This window comes from Microbulbifer pacificus (assembly GCF_002959965.1).
GTDB lineage: Bacteria > Pseudomonadota > Gammaproteobacteria > Pseudomonadales > Cellvibrionaceae > Microbulbifer > Microbulbifer pacificus_A.
Window position 1 is genome coordinate 538,419 of sequence record NZ_PREV01000026.1, and the last position, 20,237, is coordinate 558,655.

The 20,237-nt window shown below is 59.9% G+C and carries 18 protein-coding genes; 9 read left to right on the top strand and 9 right to left on the bottom strand.

Annotated features, from left to right (window positions below; translation table 11 throughout):
* The first annotated feature begins 56 nt into the window (after nucleotides 1-56).
* The 8 genes from C3938_RS18025 to C3938_RS02875 all read left to right on the top strand — a co-directional run bounded on the left by C3938_RS18025 (nucleotide 57) and on the right by C3938_RS02875 (nucleotide 10,387).
* Nucleotides 57-233: a hypothetical protein gene (locus C3938_RS18025; protein ID WP_166220175.1), complete on the top strand. Its 177-nt coding sequence runs from the start codon at nucleotides 57-59 to the stop codon at nucleotides 231-233.
* Nucleotides 223-3,195: an ATP-binding protein gene (locus tag C3938_RS02845; RefSeq protein ID WP_105101739.1), complete on the top strand. Its 2,973-nt coding sequence runs from the start codon at nucleotides 223-225 to the stop codon at nucleotides 3,193-3,195. The genes C3938_RS18025 and C3938_RS02845 overlap by 11 nt, the downstream gene beginning before the upstream one ends.
* Nucleotides 3,196-3,338: 143 nt before the next feature.
* Complete coding sequence (locus C3938_RS02850; RefSeq protein ID WP_105101740.1) at nucleotides 3,339-4,739, top strand: sigma-54-dependent transcriptional regulator; 1,401 nt, start codon at nucleotides 3,339-3,341, stop codon at nucleotides 4,737-4,739.
* Nucleotides 4,740-5,837: 1,098 nt separating this feature from the next.
* Complete coding sequence (pcnB, locus tag C3938_RS02855; RefSeq protein ID WP_199775477.1) at nucleotides 5,838-7,358, top strand: polynucleotide adenylyltransferase PcnB; 1,521 nt, start codon at nucleotides 5,838-5,840, stop codon at nucleotides 7,356-7,358.
* Nucleotides 7,359-7,371: 13 nt separating this feature from the next.
* Entirely contained in the window at nucleotides 7,372-7,851 is a 480-nt protein-coding gene (gene folK, locus C3938_RS02860) for a 2-amino-4-hydroxy-6-hydroxymethyldihydropteridine diphosphokinase (protein ID WP_199775478.1), read from the top strand.
* 99 nt (nucleotides 7,852-7,950) lie between these two features.
* Nucleotides 7,951-8,613 carry a deoxynucleoside kinase gene (locus C3938_RS02865; protein WP_105103192.1) on the top strand — a complete coding sequence of 221 codons (663 nt, stop codon included), beginning with the start codon at nucleotides 7,951-7,953 and terminating at the stop codon, nucleotides 8,611-8,613.
* An 84-nt stretch (nucleotides 8,614-8,697) separates the two neighbouring features.
* Entirely contained in the window at nucleotides 8,698-9,513 is an 816-nt protein-coding gene (gene panB, locus C3938_RS02870; RefSeq protein ID WP_105101742.1) for a 3-methyl-2-oxobutanoate hydroxymethyltransferase, read from the top strand.
* A 46-nt stretch (nucleotides 9,514-9,559) separates the two neighbouring features.
* Complete coding sequence (locus C3938_RS02875) at nucleotides 9,560-10,387, top strand: thioesterase family protein (protein ID WP_105101743.1); 828 nt, start codon at nucleotides 9,560-9,562, stop codon at nucleotides 10,385-10,387.
* Nucleotides 10,388-10,401: 14 nt separating this feature from the next.
* Here C3938_RS02875 and zntB read toward each other — a convergent pair whose 3' ends face one another.
* The 9 genes from zntB to fabV all read right to left on the bottom strand — a co-directional run bounded on the left by zntB (nucleotide 10,402) and on the right by fabV (nucleotide 19,228).
* Complete coding sequence (zntB, locus tag C3938_RS02880) at nucleotides 10,402-11,370, bottom strand: zinc transporter ZntB (protein WP_105101744.1); 969 nt, start codon at nucleotides 11,368-11,370, stop codon at nucleotides 10,402-10,404.
* A gap of 46 nt (nucleotides 11,371-11,416) precedes the next feature.
* The gene (locus C3938_RS02885) at nucleotides 11,417-12,295 is read right to left on the bottom strand and encodes a D-hexose-6-phosphate mutarotase (RefSeq protein WP_105101745.1); all 879 of its coding nucleotides are present in this window, start codon (nucleotides 12,293-12,295) and stop codon (nucleotides 11,417-11,419) included.
* 70 nt (nucleotides 12,296-12,365) lie between these two features.
* Nucleotides 12,366-13,139, bottom strand: a complete 774-nt coding sequence (locus C3938_RS02890) for an MBL fold metallo-hydrolase (RefSeq protein ID WP_105101746.1) — start codon at nucleotides 13,137-13,139, stop codon at nucleotides 12,366-12,368.
* Nucleotides 13,140-13,152: 13 nt separating this feature from the next.
* Nucleotides 13,153-14,328, bottom strand: a complete 1,176-nt coding sequence (gene bamC / locus C3938_RS02895; RefSeq protein ID WP_105101747.1) for an outer membrane protein assembly factor BamC — start codon at nucleotides 14,326-14,328, stop codon at nucleotides 13,153-13,155.
* A gap of 101 nt (nucleotides 14,329-14,429) precedes the next feature.
* Complete coding sequence (dapA, locus tag C3938_RS02900; protein WP_105101748.1) at nucleotides 14,430-15,305, bottom strand: 4-hydroxy-tetrahydrodipicolinate synthase; 876 nt, start codon at nucleotides 15,303-15,305, stop codon at nucleotides 14,430-14,432.
* 137 nt (nucleotides 15,306-15,442) lie between these two features.
* Nucleotides 15,443-16,399, bottom strand: coding sequence for an LpxL/LpxP family Kdo(2)-lipid IV(A) lauroyl/palmitoleoyl acyltransferase (lpxL, locus tag C3938_RS02905; protein ID WP_105101749.1), 957 nt, complete (start codon nucleotides 16,397-16,399; stop codon nucleotides 15,443-15,445).
* Between the two features lie 150 nt (nucleotides 16,400-16,549).
* A complete protein-coding gene (locus C3938_RS02910) occupies nucleotides 16,550-16,780 on the bottom strand; it encodes a DUF2789 domain-containing protein (RefSeq protein ID WP_105101750.1) in 231 nt (76 codons plus the stop codon).
* 119 nt (nucleotides 16,781-16,899) lie between these two features.
* Complete coding sequence (locus tag C3938_RS02915) at nucleotides 16,900-17,943, bottom strand: NADP(H)-dependent aldo-keto reductase (protein ID WP_105101751.1); 1,044 nt, start codon at nucleotides 17,941-17,943, stop codon at nucleotides 16,900-16,902.
* 106 nt (nucleotides 17,944-18,049) lie between these two features.
* On the bottom strand, nucleotides 18,050-19,228 hold the full coding sequence (fabV, locus tag C3938_RS02920) for an enoyl-ACP reductase FabV (RefSeq protein ID WP_105101752.1): 1,179 nt from the start codon (nucleotides 19,226-19,228) through the stop codon (nucleotides 18,050-18,052).
* Nucleotides 19,229-19,809: 581 nt separating this feature from the next.
* On the opposite strand from fabV, the gene C3938_RS02925 reads away from it, so the two are divergent.
* Nucleotides 19,810-20,223: an acyl-CoA thioesterase gene (locus C3938_RS02925; protein ID WP_105101753.1), complete on the top strand. Its 414-nt coding sequence runs from the start codon at nucleotides 19,810-19,812 to the stop codon at nucleotides 20,221-20,223.
* The last annotated feature ends 14 nt before the right edge of the window (nucleotides 20,224-20,237 follow it).

Here is a 20,237-nt window from a genome sequence, read left to right on the forward strand (position 1 = left end):
TTGCGCCATATTTTCTCCAAGCTGCCTCACCGCAGGACGACCCCGACAGGTCTTTGATGAGCAACCGTACCCTGCTAATCCTGCTGGTACTGGTGGGCTATGTATTCAGCCCTACCGTATTCACCTGGATGATCAACCCCACCGGCGCCTGGTATCGCCCCTTTATCCTGTGGTTCGTCCTGATCCTGTTGGCGATCTTCATCCAGCGGAGGCGTCGCCCCGATGACCTTTGAGATCGTCAATATCGCGCTGATCGGCGTCGCCTACATTTTCGCGCTGTTTTTTGTCGCCTTTGCCACCTCCAAGGGTTGGCTGCCGAGTAACTGGGTCCGCCATCCGTTTTTCTATGTGCTGTCGCTGGGGGTTTCTCTCAGCGCCTGGACCTATTACGGCATCATCGACCTGGCCTGGCAGCATGGTTATGGCGTACTGGCCTACTATCTCGGCACAGGCGCCATGTTCCTGTTCGCCCCGGTGGCCCTTGAACCGCTGGCGCGCCTGGCCCAGCGCTACCAACTTACTTCGCCGGCGGATCTGCTGGTGTTCCGCTACCACAGTCGCGAGGCGGGCACCCTCGCCACCCTGTTCATGCTGCTGGGCCTGCTGCCGTTGATCGCACTGCAGATTCAGGCGGTGGCGGAGACTCTGGCGCTGTTGTCACGGGACAATGTAGCGGCACTGGCACTGCCGGACAGCGGGGTTACGAGTAAGGACCTGATCGCGTTTTTTTACTGTGTACTGCTGGCGCTGTTCACCAGTACCTACGGCGCGTCACGCAAGCGCCGTGCGGGTCTCGCCAGTGCCATGGCGCTGGAATCCCTGGTAAAACTGCTGGCATTGCTGGCGGTTGGGCTGTATGCGGTGTACGGCGTGTTCGGAGGGCTCGGCGGGCTCGACAAGTGGCTGGCGCAGAACAACGACATGCAGCAGCTGCTGTATTCGCCAATCAAGCAGGGCTCTTCCCACACTCTGCTGCTGGTGTTTATCGCCACCGCCGTGGCCATGCCGCATATTTTTTATCTCAGCATCGCGGAACGCCCTGCAGCCCTGGGCCTGCGCACCGCGAGCTGGGGCTTTCCGCTGTTTCTGCTGCTGATGGCGCTGCCGATCTTCCCCATCATGTGGGCTGGCTTCGCGTTGGATGTGGCCGAGCCGGTGCAGTACTTTACGCTCGCCGTACCGCGCGCCAGCGGTTCCGCACTGCTGACCATCCTTGCGTTTGTCGGTGGTCTTTCCGCCGCCACCGGCGCCCTGATCATGATCACGCTCGCGCTCTCCACCATGGTGATGAACCACTGGCTGTTGCCCGGCACCCGCTGGCAATCCGAAGACAACATGTACCGCCAGCTGTTGTGGCTGCGCCGCGCGCTGGTGGCGGCGCTGTTTCTCGCCGGGTTCGGGTTCTACCTTCTGCTGAATAACCGCCTGTCGCTGTCCGATCTGGCGATCATTGCGTTTATTGCCTCGCTGCAGTTCCTGCCGGGTATTTTTGCGGTGATCCACTGGCCTCAGGGTAACCGCCGTGGCTTCATCGCTGGTCTGCTCGTCGGCATGCTGATCTGGGCCGCCGGACTGCTGTTCCCGGCGATGGTGGGCAACAGCGGTATCGCCTTTGGCGACTATCGAATACCACTGGGCATGGAGATCTGGCCGCAGATCACCACCTTGTCGCTGTCGATGAACGTACTGCTGTTTGTGGGCCTGTCGCTGTTCACCCCCACATCGAGCCTCGAGCGCTACGCCGCCGATCTGTGCAGCGACGACTCCATCAGCCAGGCCCTGCGCCTGGAACTGGATGTGCAATCCGCCGCAGATTTCCGCCAGCGTCTGTCGGAGAGTCTCGGCGCTGCCACCGCCAGCCAGGAGGTGAGCCGCGCTCTGCGCCAGCTCAACCTGACGGAGAATGAGCGCCGCCCCTACGCCTTGCGCCAGTTGCGCGACAAACTCGAAGCCAACCTGTCCGGCCTGCTGGGACGGGTGCTCGCCGGGCAAATCGTGGATCGCCACCTGCCGTTCGTGACCAGCGACCAGCCTGCCAATAAAGATATCCACCTGATCGAGACCCGCCTCAGCCGCTATAAAAATCAACTCACCGGCCTCGCCGCGGAATTGAATAACCTGCGCCTCTACCACCGCCAGATGCTGGAAGAACTGCCGATGGCCGCCTGCTCACTGGGACGCGATGGTGAGATCCTGCTGTGGAACTACGCCATGGCGGAGGTGACCGGCGTTGCCGCCAGCGAGGTGATCGGCTCCAAGCTCGAATATCTGCCCGAGCCCTGGCGCACCCTGCTGACGGAGTTTGCTCACTCGGAAGACGCCAGCCGTTTCAAGCAGCAGGTCGATATGGACGGCAGCAGCCACTGGCTGAACCTGCACAAAACCCGCCTCAAACAGAAAAAGTACGGCCGCGACGGCAACCGGAACAAAGACAGCCGCGGCGATGGCCAGATGCTGCTGGTGGAGGACATTACCGAGACCCAGGTGCTGGAGCAGGAACTGATGCACAGTGAGCGCCTGGCATCCGTGGGGCGCCTCGCCGCCGGCGTGGCGCACGAGGTTGGCAATCCGGTTACCGGTATTGCCTGTCTGGCGCAGAACCTCCAGTACGAGTCCGATAACCCGGAAGTGCTGGAAACAGCAGATCAGATACTCAGTCAGACCCAGCGTATCAGCCGTATCGTGCACTCGCTGGTAAGTTTTTCCCACAGCGGCACCCAGGACCGGGAGAAGGCACCGGTGGACCTGCACGCCTGTGTAGAAGAAGCGGTACAGCTGCTTTCATTGCAGCGAGACAAAACTCAGGTGACCTTCGCCAACCTTGTGCCCGCGGACCTGATCGCGCTCGGTGATAACCAGCGCCTGATTCAGGTATTCATCAATCTGCTGAGCAACGCCCGCGACGCCAGCCCGGACGGTGGGCACATCGAGATTGAAGGCTACCTGCGCACCGGCTTCGCGTGTATCGCGGTAACCGACAATGGTCCCGGTATCTCCCCGGCACACCGCGACAGGATTCTGGAGCCATTCTTTACCACCAAGGAACCCGGTGAAGGCACCGGACTTGGACTCGCCATGGTCTACAGCATTGTGGAAGAGCACGGCGGACAGCTGGAGCTGGTGAGCCCCGCCCATCTGGAAACGGGTCGTGGCGCCCGCTTTATTGTGCAGTTACCGCTTGAAGCCCCCAATTAGCGTACGATCGCCCTACAATTTGTTACCCACAAATGGCGGAAAATCGAACAAAAATTAAGCATTCGTCGGAATCTGGGTTGCATAGAAACGCCCGACAGGTAAAACTTAGGCCCCTCTGAACATTTTGTAACCAGGCGTAACATATGAGCCACATTCTGATCGTAGAAGATGAAGCCATTATCCGCACAGCCCTGCGCAAGCTGCTGGAGAGGCACCGCTACAAGATCAGTGAAGCCGGCTCCGTACGAGAAGCGACCACCAAGTATCGTCTCGCGGACATGGATCTGATCATCTCAGATCTGCGCCTGCCAGGCGCCCCCGGTACCGACCTGTTGAAGCTTGCGGGCGATGTGCCGGTGTTGATCATGACCAGTTACGCCAGCCTGCGCTCAGCGGTGGACTCCATGCGTATGGGCGCCGCCGACTATATCGCCAAGCCGTTCGATCACGACGAAATGCTCGCCACCGTACGCCGGGTAATTGGCAAGGCGGAGCAGAATCGTGCCGCCGGTGCCGCGGCTGCCGACAGCAAGGCCGAGGGCCGCGCGATTGCGGGCATGATCGGTGACAGCCCGGTGATGCGGGATCTCTACGCCCGCATCCACAAGGTGGCTCCCACCGATGCCACGGTGTTGGTACACGGTGAGACCGGCACGGGTAAGGAGCTGGTCGCACGCGCAATCCACGAGGAGAGCAAGCGCAATGGTAAGCCTCTGATCTCCGTGAACTGTGCGGCGATTCCGGAAACGCTGATCGAGGCCGAGCTTTTCGGTCACGAAAAGGGCGCGTTCACCGGCGCCCAGAGCGCCCGCGAGGGTCTGGTGGCCGCCGCCGACGGTGGCACCCTGTTCCTCGATGAAATCGGCGAGTTGCCGTTGGAAGCACAGGCCCGTCTGTTGCGGGTGCTACAGGAGGGCGAAGTGCGCCCCATCGGCGCGATCGAGTCCCGCAAAGTGAATGTGCGTCTGGTGGCGGCGACCCACCGCAATCTGCGCCAACTGGCCGCGGAGCGTCGCTTCCGAGAAGACCTTTACTACCGTATCAACGTGGTTCAGCTGACGCTGCCGCCGCTGCGGGAGCGGGGCAAGGATGTACTGTCCATTGCGGAGAATCTGATCGAGAAGTTTTGCGTCAAAATCAACCGCCCGATACTCAAGTTCTCACCGGAGGCCATTCAGGCGGTAACGACTTACACCTGGCCGGGTAACGTACGCGAGCTGGAAAATGCAATCCAGCGGGCGGTGATTCTCACCGAGGACAGCAGCGAAATTGACCACGAGACCCTGGATATTGATCTGGACCTGGTCCCAATCGACGAAGCGGATCCGGAGCGCCGCCCGCGCAACAGCCTGCACTCGGATCCTCGGGAGGATCTGTCACTGGAGGACTACTTCGCGCGTTTCGTTCTGGAACACCAGGATACGATGAGCGAGACGGATCTGGCGAAGAAGCTGGGTGTGAGCCGCAAGTGCCTGTGGGAGCGCCGTCAGAAGCTCGGTATTCCGCGCAAGAAGTCCAAGCGTACGGCGGAAGAAGAGGTCTGAGACCGCCTCCCCCCTCGACAACCATTTACAGATCATCGCTAGCACTTCGTAGAAATTCTGTGGCGGTGCCGCTACCGGGTATCCCCTTGCGAGACACGAGCTAGGCGCCCCTCCTCAACCTATCCCTGGGGGCTCGTCTGCGGCCATCCGGGCCGCAGACGGTCTCGCAAGGGGATAACCCGGCATCGCCACCTTCTCTCGCCCCCCGTGGGCACAGGGCACAGTCTTACCGCACCTCACCTCCCCGAGAAGAATCGCCAATTAACTCTTTCTGAATCAATAGGTTACGCGAGTACAACCTCGTGGGCACACGTGTGCGCGGGATTCTCATCGGGGGATAAATTGGTAACAAGTGAAAGTGTTACCCCCTCTCACAGGCGAGTAACAATTGCCGTACCTTGCGTAACGGAAAACTGTGTTTCCACTGCGTAAAAAAGTTCCTTAAATTTTTAAGTTATTGATTTATAAGAACTTTTTAAAGTTGGCACGCAATCTGCTTTGTATAGGTCAAACATCAAGAACAGCCAAGAATAAAAATAAATGACTGTTTAAGCCCTAATAACAACTGACAATAAGTGGGCGCAACATAAAAATAATAAGAACGGGCAGATCGATAATAAAAGCCAAAGTGATCGATGACCGGAGCAAAATTTGAGCAATAACAACAATAAGGCTCAGTACAACAATAAAAATAAACAAAAAGTAATAAGAACTAAAAACAACAATAAACAATAAGAATAAAGAGAAATAACAAGAACAATAACTTGTAGAAGACAACAAAAATAACGACAAGCACGTGACAAACTGACTGATTGTGCCTGGGAGAGGGTTTGCTGAAAAGCAAATTGATAGCGCAAGGAAGCCGCTGCCTTCATACCGAATAAGAATAATTCCCTTCTTTTCTTTTCCAATGAATGCACGCATTTGCTGGCCCCCGCAAGGAGCGGGACCGGCAGCTGTGCGTTGCGCTGTGTGTGTTAGAATCCGCCCCCATACGAGTCAGGAACACCGCCATCCCGGTGCCACCTCGCTTTGAGACACCAGGATCAACCGTACAGCCGCCCTCGATTCAGGGCTGCGGATAACACAGTAAGCCGTATGTTCAATTCCCTGATCAGCAGTATCAAACGCTGGCACAACAAATCGAAAGCCGCTGATGGTAACACTGCGGAGAAAAACACTTCCCCTTTATCTGGCGCACATGGCCGCAGCGACCCGCCGCGCAAGAACTCCTCTCGAAAATCGTCCCAGAGCCAGCCATCCAGGCAAAAGGCTGGTAATAATGGCGTAGCCCGAGTGGTCGTTCCCCGCAGCGAACACAGCCTGTCCCGCCGGGATGTCAGTCGCGCGGCGCTCACGGTGATGAAACGTCTGCAGGAAAGCGGGTTTGAGGCGTATATCGTCGGTGGCGGTGTGCGCGATCTGTTGCTGGGCGGCCATCCCAAGGACTTTGACGTGGCGACCGATGCCACGCCCGAGCAGGCGCGCCAGCTGTTTCGCGGCTCGCGTATCGTCGGGCGTCGCTTCCGTATCCTGCATGCGCGTATCGGCCGCGAGGTGATCGAGGTCACGACCTTCCGCGGCCACCACAGCGATGGCGAGGAGCATGAGGCACAACAATCCGAACACGGCATGCTGCTTCGGGACAATGTCTACGGCGACCTGGAGAGTGACGCGATTCGCCGGGATTTCACGGTCAATGCGCTCTACTACACCACCAATGGCTTCGAAATCCACGACTACACCGGTGGCCTGCGGGATATAGAACAACGCCTGATCCGAATGATCGGCGACCCGGAAACACGCTACAAGGAAGATCCGGTACGCATGCTGCGCGCGGTGCGCTTCGCCGCAAAGCTCGACTTTGATATAGAACCCGCCACTGCCGCACCCCTGAAAGAACTGGCGCCATTACTGCGCAACATCGCACCCGCGCGCCTGTTCGACGAGGTGCTGAAACTGCTGATGAGCGGCCACGGCGAACGCACCTTCGAGCTGCTGCGGCAGTACCACCTGTGGCAACACCTGTTCCCGGACAACGCGCGCCTGCTGGACAATCCGGAGGCCCTGGCCCTCACCCGCCAGGCCCTGCGTAACACCGATACCCGTATCCGCGAAGACCTGCGGGTAACTCCCGCATTTCTGTATGCCGCCCTGCTGTGGCCCGGGGTCAATTCCGAGCAACAATTCCTTGAGAGCAAGGGTATTCCGCCGGTACCGGCGCTGGCCCAGGCGGCGCAGAAAATCACCAGCAATCAGCTGGTGCACACGGCCATACCCAAACGCTTTACCATGCCCATGCGCGAGATCTGGGATATGCAGTCCCGTCTCCCCCGCCGTGCGGGTGAACGCGCCTTCCGTTTGATGGAACTGCCCAAATTCCGCGCGGCCTATGACTTCCTGCTGCTGCGGGAAGACAGCGGCGAGATTCCCGCGGGCCTCGGTCAGTGGTGGACCGAGTTTCAGCAAGCAGACGAAGAGCAGCGCCTGCAGATGGTACGCGACCTCCCCCGCGGCGGTGCCCAGGGTAACGGCAAGGGTCGCGGGCGACGCAATCGCGGCGGCCGTAACCGCGGCAATCGCGGCCGTCAGGGCGGCGCGGAACATCCGTCAAGTTGAGCGGAAATCACAAGTGACACGCTGTTATATTGGCCTCGGCAGCAACCTTGAACACCCAGCGGCCCAACTGAAGACGGCGCTGGCGCGCATGCGGGAGATTCCGCAGACGCAGGTTCTCAGGTGTTCCGGTTTTTACGCCAGCGCCCCCATTGGTCCCGGCGAGCAACCGGATTACGTCAATGCGGTAGCCAGTCTCGATACCGAACTGAATGCGGAGACGCTACTGGATGCGCTGCAGGCCATCGAAAACCTTCATGGTCGTGAGCGCGTCCTGCGCTGGGGGGCGCGCACTCTGGATCTCGATATCCTGCTGTATGGGAACGAAACACTGGACACCGCGCGTTTGTGTGTTCCACACCCGCGTATGTCCGAGCGCAATTTTGTGCTGGAACCGCTTGCGGAACTCGCACCGGATCTGACCATGCCCGACGGTACCCCGCTGCAGACATTGTTGGCACAATGCCCATTCAACCGCCTGCATCGACTGGAATAACCGGTATCGACTGTAATAAGGGAACAAGAGGGAGTATCCCCGGTGACAAAATCCTCCGTATCCGATAAGAACCTTTCCGGAGACTACAGCGCCGAACGCCTGGCACAGGAACTGAACCTGCGGGAGCGCCATTTACCGCGTTTTATCGCCGTCGAGGGCAATATCGGTGTCGGCAAGACGACCCTCGCGAAGAAGCTCGCGGCCACGTTCAATTACGACACCTTGCTGGAACTGCCGGAAGACAATCCCTTCCTGGAACGCTTCTACCGCGATCCGAAAAGCGCAGCACTCCCCACCCAGCTGCACTTTCTGCTACAGCGTTCACAACAGATACAGGCCCTGCGCCAGGACGACCTGTTCAAGCCGGTGCGGGTGGCAGACTTCCTGATCGAAAAGGATCACCTGTTTGCGGAGGTCACCCTCGACAGCGACGAACTGGCGCTCTACCAGCAGGTGTACCAGCACCTGACCCTGGAGGCCCCCAAGCCGGACCTGGTGATTTACCTGCAGGCGCCCCTCGAAGTACTGCAGCAGCGTATCCACAAGCGCGGGATCGCCGCCGAGCGCAGTATCAGCAACGAGTATCTCGCCACCCTCAACGAGGCCTACACCAATTTCTTCCACTACTACGACCAGGCACCCCTGCTGATCGTGAACTGCGCCGAGATCGACATCGTCGACCAGCAGCGGGACTACCTGCAGCTGGTGGAGTACCTGCTCGAGATCAAGAGCGGCCGCCATTACTACAATCCCGGCAGATAAGTTTCCACGCATCCGCCGTTCGAGTTTCCGGGGTCACCCCCGATACAAGCCGGGCCCCGCCCCCAAGATGAGTGAGTAATTACCATGCCCTACGCCCCCAGTGAGCTGACAAAACCCATTACGGTCCAGACCCTGCGCAAGATGAAGGCGGATGGAGAAAAGTTCATCTGTGTTGCCCTCTACGATGCCCCCATGGCCGCGATGGCGCAGAAGACCGGAGTGGAAACCGTACTGATCGGCGATTCTCTGGGGATGACCGTACTGGGTTACGACAGCACCATCCCGGTCACCATGGAACAGATGATCTACCACGTAGAGGCGGTGGCCCGCGGCAACAAAAAATCCCTGATCATGGGCGACCTGCCCTTCATGACCTATGCCACCCCGGAGCAGGCACTTACCAACGCCACCCGCATCATGCAGGCGGGCGCGCACATGGTGAAAATCGAAGGCGGCGCCTGGCTGGCACCCACCGTAAAAATGTTGACCGAACGCGGTATCCCCGTGTGCGCACACCTGGGTTTGACACCGCAGTCGGTGCACAAGCTGGGAGGCTTCCGCGTGCAGGGGCGCGACGACGATCAGGCCGGGGAAATCCTGAACGATGCGGTGCAGCTGGACGAAGCGGGCGCAGACCTTCTGGTTCTGGAGTGCGTGCCGTCAGAACTCGGCAAACGCATCACTGATGCCGTCACCATGCCCACCATCGGTATCGGCGCGGGCCCCCACACCGACGCCCAGGTATTGGTGATCAACGACATTCTCGGTCTCACCGAAAAGCCGCCGAAGTTCTCCAAGAATTTCCTGGTTGAAGCGGGTGATATCCCCGGCGCGCTGCGCAAATACGCCGAAGACGTGAAAAACGGGATGTTCCCTGACACCGACCACAGCTTCAGCTGATCGCAATGCAATCACAAGAATCCAAGCCAGAGCAGGCCCCGCGGATATGAACCTCAGCAATATTCTCCAGTCGGCGCGCAGCGACGAAACAGCAACCATTCCGGTGGGATGGTCTCAGGGGCGCGCGACCTTCGGCGGTCTTGTGGCTGCGATGCTGTACCAGCGTATCGAAACCGCACTGCAGCTGGCTACCGGAGGGCCGGTGGCAGACACGCCCCTGCGCTCCCTCACCATATCCTTCGTGGCCCCCGCGGAAGCGGGTGCATTGCACACCAGTGCGCGGGTACTCCGCGCGGGCCGCTCCGCGGTACAGATCGAAGCCCACGCCAGCCAACCGCAGGAAAATGGCGAGCAGGTCGTCACCGCCGCCCTGGCGAGCTTTGGCAAACCGCGCGCATCGTCAATTGCCGTCAGCAACGACGCCTTCCCCGGGCTTCCCGCACCGGATGCCTGCCAGCCCCTGCCCTATATCGAGGGTGTGGTCCCGGAGTTTACCCAGCACTTTGACTACCGGATTGGCGTTGGCGCACTCCCCTTTAGCGGCCATCACGAAGGCCGTATCGGCGGCTGGGTTCGCTTCCGCGAGTCTTCCGGCCCTGTCACCATCGCTCACCTGCTCGCCCTAATCGACGCCTGGCCGCCGGCGGTGCTGCCGATGCTGAAAACCGTTGCGCCCGCCAGCTCACTGACCTGGACGGTGGAACTGATGCCCGCCGCAATGGCCGTCGCAAACGCCAGCTGCGACGACTGGTGGCAGTACTTGGCGGAGGTAGAGCAGGCGGAGGACGGCTACGCCGTGATCCAGGCGAAGCTGTGGAACAGCCGCGGCGAGCTGATGGCACTTACGCGGCAGACGGTAACCGTGTTCGCCTGACCGCGCTCAGGCCACTACAGCCACTGCTTCCAGCGGAAAACCACCAGCTGAACTGCCACGGTTACGATGAGTAACACACTGAAGATGAGAAAGGCGTGGGGATTTTCAGAGCCGGGAATACCCCCGACATTGATACCCAGCAGGCCGGTGAGGAAACCCAGTGGCAGAAATATGGCGGCGATAATGGAGAGCACATACATGCGGCTGTTGAGCTGCTCGGAGATGCGGCTCATTAACTCCTCCTGGGTTACCGCCGCGCGTTCGCGCACCGCATCAATGTCCTCGATATGCCGCAACAGGCGATCGCTTACTTCGCGCAATTGCAGGCGATCCGCCTCGCGGATCCATTCCAGCTTTTCCCCCAGCAGCCGCGCCAGTGCCTCCCGCTGAGGCGACAGGTAACGGCGCAGAGTGATCGTCTGCTTGCGCAGCATTGCCAGGTCCAGACGCAGATTGGCGCTCGCGCCCTCCACGACCCGATCCTCCAGCTCGTCGATCACATCCTCGAAGTTGTCCACCGTATCGCTCATCCGCCACACCAGCAGATCGGCAATTTCCACCACCAGGCCCGCGGTGCCGATCGGTCCACGCCCGCTGTCCAGCTGGGTACACAGATCGTCAATGGACAGCAGGCGGCGCCGGCGGGTGCTGATGACCCGGGACTCTTCCGCCCACAGCCGGATGGAGACCATATCTTCCGGTTGGGATTCCGGGTTGAGGTTGACCCCCCGCAGTGCCAGCAACAGGCCGTTGCTGATACTGGTGGTGCGCGGGCGGGTCTCTTCCGTCAGCAACGCATCCGCCACCAGCGGATCGAGGTTGGCCGCACCATTGATCCAGGCGCGGGCGTCATTATCGGTGTAATCGAAATGCAGCCACAGGCAGCCCTGGTCCGGTGTCCACTGTTTCACCTCCGGCCACTGCAGGCGCCGGCCAGCACCGCGCCCATCGAGCAGATAGGCATGAATCAGTCCGGATTGCATGGAACCTCCCACCTTGCTTCGGGTTGATGACGCACTTGGACAAATATCAGCGCGCCAGAATCAGGCGCGCGCGGGCAGATTCACCCGCGCTCAGCAGCCAGCTGTTGGCAAACGCATTGCCGTGCTCCACACAGACGAAATCGCGGTAGCGCACACCGATATCGGCAATGGTGGCGGCGAGCTCGGCCCCGGGGTTCCAGGTGATCACCGTATGGCAATGTTCGCTCTCTGCAGTGATCGGATTGGGGGTATGGATCACCTGGCGGGCCGGCGCATCCTCGAACACCCGGTCCACCTCGCCGTCAAAGGTCTGCATGCCATCGAGACGATAGCGGGCGAAGCCGCGGGTCTTGTCGAGGAACTCTCCACCGTCGAGCCCTTCCACCTCCACCCCGTTTACGTCTTCCACCGCAAAGTAGCTGTGCAGGGCCCAGCTGTATTCCACCGCATGGTCGGCGGTGTTGGTAAGCTCGAGCTCAAAACGGAGGCTGGAGCCCAGCCCAATTTTCAGGCAACAGTCAAAACTCGCGGCGAACAGCGCGTCCCCGACGTGGCGGAAGCGCAACGCCAGTTCCACACTTCCGTCGGCCTGTTTTTTACACTCTGCCAGCTCCCAGAGCTGTGTGCGCACCAGGCCGTGCTTGGGTTTCGCCGGGTCTTTCCGGTTTTCTCCGAACCACGGCAAACACAGGGGTACACCACCGCGCACCGCGGTGCCCGCCTCAAACGGCGTGTCGGGGCTCAGCCACAGAAGCGGCGCGCGGCCGGTTGCAGCAAATTCCAGTACCTGCGCGCCCTGCAGGGAAATTACTGCGCGGCATAGGCCAGTCTCTATCAGCAGCAGGTCGAGGCCGGGCCTACCGTAGAGGGCACCGCTGTCGGTACGGGTGAGGAAATCGAGTGCAGCCACCAGGGAAAACTCCATTTGCTGAATCGGGAAGGGTCGCGCCGGAGCGGCGATCACCTGTCCCGCTCACTGGCGCCGGAATAAAGGTCTACTCTGCCTTTTGGATCTGCAACCAGTCAAATCCTTCCTGCTGGCAGGCAAAAATACAGTTGGCGGCCTGGGCGGCGGCCTCGGCAAGGGCTGTGCGGGCTAGCTCCAGACTGTTGTTCTTTTCACTGATATGGGCAACCACGAGATGCTGCAGCCGCTGGCTGCCGACACGCTGCAGAAAGCCTGCCGCCTGCTGGTTGCTGAGATGTCCGTAGGCGCCGCCAACACGCCGCTTCAGGGATGGCGGGTACGGTCCCTGCGCCAGCATCATCGGGTCGTGATTGGCTTCCAGTACCAGCGCATCGCAGTCGCCGTAATGGGATTCCACATGGGGCGTGATGGTACCGAGATCCGTCAGCAGCCCGAGGCAACTGCCGCGACTGCGGAAGACGAACTGCGCGGCCTCGCGGGCATCGTGGGGCACCGCCACCGGGGTAACCTGTATATGACCTACAGTGAACGGCTGATGCCCTTCGATCAGGTGCACCGAGGGCAGCGCACCGAAGTCCCGCGCGCGCAGGGTGCCGGGGGTGAGATAGACCGGCAGCTGGTATTTGCGCGCCAACGGACCAACGCCGGCCATATGGTCGCTGTGTTCATGAGTGACGAGAATGGCGGAGAGCTCCGCGGGGGAAAGACCGAGTCGCGCCATGCGCCGCTCGGTCTCCTTGATGGTGAAGCCGCAGTCCACCAGCAGGCAGTGGTCGCCGGAAGCGACCAGAGTGCCATTGCCCTTGCTGCCACTACCCAGGGAGGCAAACCTGATCGCCATATACGAGCCCGGGTCAGATCAGATTCTGGCGAATCGCCATCAACAGCTCTGATGCCTTGTTGCGGCTGAGTGGCTGACCGCGTGTATTGCGGATACGTACCTCGATGGACTCACCTTCACCGCGCAACACCACCAGGTATCCCGGAATATTGCTGTTAGGTGCACCGCCAAGCCCCTGCAGGTTGGCAAACAAGCGCGGCTCGGCACTGGAGCTGGTATCGATATTGGCCAGCACCTGCTGCAGGCTGTAGGCGTCCGCGGCCTTGGCCTGCTTGTCGTCGTCCTTACCGGAGCGCCAGCTGGAGAACCAGCCACTATCTTCCTCGGACAGTTCGCGGTCGGTGTCGTAGGTCACGTAGAAAACACCGATATCCGCGTCTTCCTTGTGCATCCGATAGGCGCCGGTATTGAGAGCGTGGGCAACAGTGGCCCAGGCGCGGTTCATCCCCAGGCCCAGGGCGATATACGGCTCTCTTCCCGCCGGCTCCATCACCTGCACCTTCACCTTGCCACCGCCGATGGCCTGGGCCACCAGGGACGCGGCGGCACCGCTGTTGTCCGCCGCCAGGGCATTGGACATTTCATCGATCATCCAGCCCTCACGCTCGGGACTGCTGGACTGAGCTGGCCAATCCACGGGGGCGCTTGCCGGCGCATTCAGCGCAGCGGAATAGTGGCGCACGTGGATTTCCGTGGTATCCGGCTGTACACCGGACTCCACCTGCAGGCGGTACTTGTCTTTGGTATCGGGATTTTCGCCGAAGGTCAGCCAGGTAGTTTCCATGGTGCCGGCGCCGGCGTCGGACATCGCCAGTTGCAGGCCCGCCGAGCGCAGGAAGTAGTGCAGTTGCGGCCAGACTTCATCTGGCGGCTGGTTCACCAACACCCAGCGGCGGTTACCCAGCTTCTGGATTTTTACCCGGTCGAGTCCCACGTTGACCGACAGCGCCTGCGGACGCGGCACTTCGAATGCTCCGCGCTCCACCTCGCCGCTGATCTGCGGCACCTCGTACAGTTCTTCCTGGTGTTTGGCGGTAACGCCCGGCGGCATCTGCAGCGGCGGCAGGCTATCGGCCAGTTGATAGTCGTCACCGCGGTCGCGGAAATAACCGTCCTTGCCAAAGATGCCACAGCCACCCAGAGTGGTAACCGCAGCACACAGCAGGGCTCCGGCGGTAAATTTTGTCATTATTCGTACCTTGTCGAATCAGTCCCGATCGCAATCGTCCTGTGCGGTATTGACCATAAGGCCGGGGAAAACGTTTCCCGCCGCCGCAAATTTTCTGCCAGTCAGAGTACGCCCGCACTACGCAGCGCATCGCGCACCACGCCGTGGTGCTCGGCGGACAGGCCAGTGAGCGGCAGGCGAATGCCACTGTCGATACGGCCCATTTCTTTCAGTGCCCATTTCACCGGTATGGGGTTGGACTCCACAAACAGCGTTTTGTGCAATATTTCGATGCGCTGATTGATGGCGCGTGCAGTCTCCGCATCTCCCGCCAGCGCCGCTTCACACATCTGCGCCACCGCCGCCGGCGCCACATTCGCCGTCACGCTGATATTACCGTGACCGCCGAGCAGCATCAGTTCCACGGCGGTGGCGTCATCGCCGGAATAGACAGCAAAGTCCTCGGGCACCATGTCGAGAATCTGGCGTGCGCGCTCCATATTCCCGGTAGCCTCTTTGATGCCGACGATGTTGGCAACCGCTGACAGGCGACGCACGGTCTCCGGCAGCATATCCACGGCGGTACGCCCGGGCACATTGTAGAGGATCTGAGGGATATCGACGGCTTTGGCCACCGCTTTGTAATGCTGGTACAGGCCCTCCTGAGTGGGCTTGTTGTAGTAGGGAGTCACAAGCAGACAGGCGTCCGCACCACATTTGGCCGCGGTGGCCGTGAGTTCAATGGCTTCGGTGGTGGAGTTGGCACCGGTACCGGCGATCACCGGGATACGCCCGGCAACCTGGTCCACCACGCGGCGGATGACTTCTAGGTGCTCGTGCACATCGAGGGTGGCAGATTCACCGGTGGTGCCCACGGCTACCAGCGCACGGGTGCCCTGTTCGATGTGCCATTCCACCAGCTCGTGCAGTTTGTCCCAATCCAGGCTGCCGTCTGCATACATGGGTGTGGCCAGCGCCACCATACTGCCGGAAATCATTGCAACTCCTTCTCCAACCGGCCTATCGCCGGCCTGTACCGCCAAAAAATGAATGCGGTATGTTACTGACCGCGCCAGTTCGATGCCAGCGCAAAAGGATCATCCTGTTGCACGGCGATGAGCCCGGCAGATATTGATCAAATTTTGCGTTTCTTGCGCCGTCTTTTCCGCGGCGGATAAAACGGCTCCTCGCCCTCGGGGCGAGTTTTGAAGCGGCGGTGCACCCACATGTACTGGGTCGGGTTCTCTCGCATGCGCGCCTCCACAAACTGATTGACCAGCACCGCATCCTTCAGTTCGTCCCCGGACGGAATTTGATCGATCGCCGGGAACACCCTGACCTGATAGAACCCCTTACCCTCCAGGCGCGTCACCGTGTAAGGCACCACTTGGGCACGGCCGACACGGGCGAAGCGTGAAGTGCCGGTTACGGTGGCAGCAGGAATGCCGAACAGCGGCGCAAACACACCCTGTTTGATGCCGTAGTCCTGATCCGGCGCGTACCACACCGCGCGCCCCTTCTGTAACGCGCGCAGCATGCCGCGCACATCCTTGCGCTGGTAGACCTCGGAATCCTCGCCGTGACGCTCGCGCCCCTTGCGCTGAATGTAGTCATAGACGGGATTTTTATGCGGCCGGTACATACCATCCACCGGATGGCTCATCGCCATGAAGGCGGCGCCGATTTCCAGAGTGGTGAAGTGCATTGCCATCATCACCACGCCCTGCCCGCGGCGGTGGGGTTCCTGCAAATGTTCCAGCCCCTCAATGGTGAAGCGCCGGCGCAGCCAGTGGCTGGAGCGGAACCACGCCATACCGGTTTCCATCAGTGCGATACCGTTGGAGGCGAAGTTACGACGCAGCAGCTGCTCGCGCTTGGCAGCGCAAAGCTCGGGGAAGCACAGTGCGAGATTGCGCTCGGCGATGTGGCGCCGGCTGTGGGCAAAACGCAGCATCAGCCGGCCGAGGGCGCGACCGAGCGCCATCTGCCAGTTGTAGGGCAATTGCGCAACCACGAACCAGAGGCCGAACAACAGCCAGGTCAACCAGTAGCGCGGGTGCAGCAGGGCGGCACGAAAACGGGGTTTTTCCATAAATTGCGGACAGCAGAGATCGGGGAATAAGCACCAGGCGGCCAATGCCCCCGGAAGAAAACGGCGCATTATAGCCGTGCTGGCCCATCAGAGGGTACTCCCAACGGCCCAGCGACCACGGCCCGTCCCGCGACATTCCCCCAATCGCTCTCAGTGCCGCAACAGCGCGTCCAGCTCATCCACCACTTCGCACCAGTCGGAATCTTCCAGAATGGCATCGCGCAGGAACTTGCGCTGACTCTCGCTCCAGAACTGTGCCCGGGTCAGTTTTTCCTCGCCCGCCAGGTGATGGCGGCTGAGGAAGTCTTCGATGGCACTGTCGTCGGAGCCAAGCCCCAACTGGGCGAATAGGTCATTGAGGGTGTGATAACCGGTCTGCATAAGTACTCCCTTTGGCCCGAGCATCAGCAAAGAGGGCCTGTTCGGCGCGAAACACTACCTAGCAGTATAGATCGCGATGGCAGTGTTTCGCGCCGGAGGAAGGACACCCGACGATCCGGTCACGGTGCAGGGTTGGGATTTTGCAGATGCACCGCCTCAATAGCCTCCAACAGCTCCGGGCTCAGCTGTACGTTGCTACTGGCGATATTCGAACGAAGCTGCTCCATGGTGGTGGCGCCGATGATGTTGGACGTCACAAAGGGCTGCTGGGAAACAAAGGCCAGCGCCATCTGCGCCGGATCCACACCAAACTCCCGGGCAAGCCTCACATACTGTTCGGTGGCGGACACCGCGCGCTCACCCGTGTAGCGCTGGAAGCGTTCGAACAGGGTTAGGCGCGCGCCCGCTGGGCGCGCGCCATACAGATATTTACCACTCAGCGTACCAAACGCGAGCGGCGAATAGGCCAGCAGGCCGCACTGTTCACGTATCGCCATTTCCCCGAGGCCCACCTCAAAGGTGCGGTTCAACAGACTGTAGGGATTCTGAATGGAAGCGACACGCGGTCGATTGCCGTGTGACGCGAGACGCAGGTAGCGGTGCACACCCCACGGGGTTTCGTTGGAAAGGCCGATGTGACGCACCTTGCCCGCCGCTACCAGTTCGTGGAGCGCAGCCAGGGTTTCGCTGATGTCGATACCGATCTGGTCGCTGTGCTGGTAGCCAAGCTTGCCGAAAAAGTTGGTCTGGCGCTCCGGCCAGTGCACCTGATAGAGGTCGATGTAGTCGGTTTTGAGGCGCGCCAGGGAATCGTCGCAGGCTTTGAGAATCTGCTCGCGGTTCAGACGAGGACCACCGCGAATATGGCCGACACCGGAGTTACTCTCGCCGCGTCCCGTCACCTTGGTAGCGAGCACCAGAGACTGCCGGTCGCCGCGCTTCTCCAGCCAGTTGCCAATGATTTCCTCGGTGCGCCCATAGGTCTCGGGCTTCGGTGGCACCGGGTACATTTCCGCGCAGTCGATGAAATTCACTCCATTGGCCACCGCGTAATCCAGCTGTTCGAAGGCTTGAGCTTCCGTATTCTGCTCACCAAACGTCATGGTGCCCAGACAGATCTTGCTTACCTTGAGATCGGTTTTTCCGAGCTTGCGGGTTTCCATGGAATCTCTCCTGCGGAATCAAAAGTGCGCAATTATAAAACGGAAACGCCGGGCAATTACCCGGCGTTTCCGTTCCGAACGGTGTTCAAACCAGCGTGCAGCGAACTTACTTGAAGTCTGCTTCCACCAGCGGGCTGATATCGGCATCGTAGTCGATACCTTTTACACCAAAGCCGAACAGCTTGAGGAAGTCGTCCGCGTATCCTTTGTAGTCGGTCAGCTCGAACAGATTTTCCTCGGTCACTTCCGGCCATAATTTTTCAATCTTGGCCTGGGTTTCCGGACGCAGTTCCTTGTCGTCCATGCGGAAACGATTGGTGTTGTCGAGGCGCGGGCTATCGCTGTACAGGCCTTCGGTGTAGAGGCGGTACAGCTGCTCAATACATCCTTCGTGGGTACCCTCTTCCTTCATCACCTTGTAGACGAGGGAAATGTACAGCGGCATGACGGGAATGGCAGAGCTGGACTGGGTAACCAGCGCTTTCAGCACCGCGACGTTGGCACTTGCGCTGCCACTGTCGCTGATGGCCTTGGCGGCGCGATCCAGGTCTTCCTTGGCTTTGCCGATGGTGGCGTGACCGTAGATCGGCCAAGTGAGCTTTTCACCGATATAGGTGTAAGCAACGGTTTTGCAATTGTCCGCCAGTACACCGGCGTCACTCAGGGCCTGCATCCACAGTTCCCAGTCTTCCCCGCCCATCACTTTGACGGTGGCTGCGATTTCCTCTTCGTTCGCCGGTTCGACGCTGATGTCAGAGATTTCCAGCTTGTCCGTGTTGAGGTTTTTGGCGGTGTAGGACTTGCCGATGGGCTTCAGTACCGAGCTGTAGAGTTCGCCGGTTTTCGGGTCGGTACGACGGGGAGAGGCAAGGCTGTAGATCACCAGGTCGATTTTGCCGAGGTCCTGCTTGATCAGGTCAATGGCCTGGGCCTTGATCTCATCGGAGAAGGCATCGCCATTGATACTCTTTGCATAGAGGCCGGCTTTGTGTGCTTCTTCTTCGAAGGCGGCGGAGTTGTAGTAACCAGCGGAGGCGGTGCGTTTGTCGGTCGGCGGCTTTTCAAAGAATACACCGAGGGTGCCCGCGCCACAGCCGAAGGCGGCGGTGATGCGGGAGGCGAGGCCATAGCCGGTGGAGGCACCGACCACGAGGACGTTTTTGGGGCCGTTCTCAATGGCGGGCTGGGACTTGATGTATTCGATCTGCTCGCGCACGTTGGCGGCGCAGCCCTGTGGGTGGGCGTTGGTGCAGATGAATCCGCGAACTTTCGGCTGGATGATCATGCCGGGCTCTCCGTTGGGTGATTCTTCGATCCAGGTAATTTAAATGACCGACTGATGGGCCACAAAGGCGCACATTCTAAAGGCGTTTGTTAGTGACTCCCAGAGTGGCAAGTCACGAACCGGGAATTTCGAGGCCAGAATATCTGGTTTTGCGGCCAGTTTAGCCACACGACGATTAGTACCATTGCCCCCTCAAAGTGCAGACTGAGTACTTTTTGCACACTTATGACCGAGCACCAAGGTCTAGTTCCCTCGAAGCAGGTCCGATGGCGGAAAGCCACCGGGTGAAAGGTTTCAGAACCGCTGTGAATACCCGCAAGCGGGCCCGGCCGCCAATCGCAGATTGGCGTCGTTCGCCTGCGCGCGAAGCAGTGCTTCGCAAACGCTTGTCTCACCCCTCTACGCTGCGTCGGCAACATCCCTGTTGCCGACGCTTCTGAAACCTTTCACCCGGTATCTTTCCTTCGCATCAAATAATTCGCAAATCCTTGGCATGCTTAATGCAATTCCTCTTCTGGGGCCGTTAAGGAATACGGCGGTTTTTATTCCCAACCAAGGGTTAACCAGCGAGGTAAATTCTCATGAAGTACTACTCACGTCATTTCGTAAAACCCGGCGACCTGAACCCAGCTCAGCGTCTTTTCGGTGGCCAGGCGCTGGCGTGGATAGATGAGGAGGCGGCTATTTTCGCGGGGTGCCAAATGGGCACGGCCAATATTGTGACCAAGCTGATGTCGGAAATTGACTTTGTCAGCTCCGCGGTGTGCGGGGATATTGTGGAATTCGGGTTTGAGGTCGTGGATATCGGCCGTACGTCCCTGACTGTGCACTGCGAAATGCGCAACAAGCAGACCCGGGATCTGATTGTACGGGTGGACCGCATTGTATTTGTGGCGCTGGATTCGGAGGGTAAACCGACCCCGCACAAGAAGGCGGGGATGAGCGTAGAACCGGCGGCGAACACCGCCACCGGAGAGAGCAAACTGGCCAGCTGAATCTCACGACAAAA

Bases quoted from the DNA above. Each gene is read 5' to 3' on its own strand.
- C3938_RS02885 (WP_105101745.1), bottom strand. From the start codon at position 12,295: ATGGAGTTTTCCCTGGTGGCTGCACTCGATTTCCTCACCCGTACCGAC.
- C3938_RS02845 (WP_105101739.1), top strand. From the start codon at position 223: ATGACCTTTGAGATCGTCAATATCGCGCTGATCGGCGTCGCCTACATT.
- zntB (WP_105101744.1), bottom strand. From the start codon at position 11,370: ATGCAATCCGGACTGATTCATGCCTATCTGCTCGATGGGCGCGGTGCT.
- lpxL (WP_105101749.1), bottom strand. From the start codon at position 16,399: ATGGAAAAACCCCGTTTTCGTGCCGCCCTGCTGCACCCGCGCTACTGG.
- C3938_RS02925 (WP_105101753.1), top strand. From the start codon at position 19,810: ATGAAGTACTACTCACGTCATTTCGTAAAACCCGGCGACCTGAACCCA.
- C3938_RS02850 (WP_105101740.1), top strand. From the start codon at position 3,339: ATGAGCCACATTCTGATCGTAGAAGATGAAGCCATTATCCGCACAGCC.
- C3938_RS02915 (WP_105101751.1), bottom strand. From the start codon at position 17,943: ATGGAAACCCGCAAGCTCGGAAAAACCGATCTCAAGGTAAGCAAGATC.
- dapA (WP_105101748.1), bottom strand. From the start codon at position 15,305: ATGATTTCCGGCAGTATGGTGGCGCTGGCCACACCCATGTATGCAGAC.
- C3938_RS02875 (WP_105101743.1), top strand. From the start codon at position 9,560: ATGAACCTCAGCAATATTCTCCAGTCGGCGCGCAGCGACGAAACAGCA.
- C3938_RS18025 (WP_166220175.1), top strand. From the start codon at position 57: ATGAGCAACCGTACCCTGCTAATCCTGCTGGTACTGGTGGGCTATGTA.
- C3938_RS02910 (WP_105101750.1), bottom strand. From the start codon at position 16,780: ATGCAGACCGGTTATCACACCCTCAATGACCTATTCGCCCAGTTGGGG.
- panB (WP_105101742.1), top strand. From the start codon at position 8,698: ATGCCCTACGCCCCCAGTGAGCTGACAAAACCCATTACGGTCCAGACC.
- C3938_RS02890 (WP_105101746.1), bottom strand. From the start codon at position 13,139: ATGGCGATCAGGTTTGCCTCCCTGGGTAGTGGCAGCAAGGGCAATGGC.
- pcnB (WP_199775477.1), top strand. From the start codon at position 5,838: ATGTTCAATTCCCTGATCAGCAGTATCAAACGCTGGCACAACAAATCG.
- fabV (WP_105101752.1), bottom strand. From the start codon at position 19,228: ATGATCATCCAGCCGAAAGTTCGCGGATTCATCTGCACCAACGCCCAC.
- bamC (WP_105101747.1), bottom strand. From the start codon at position 14,328: ATGACAAAATTTACCGCCGGAGCCCTGCTGTGTGCTGCGGTTACCACT.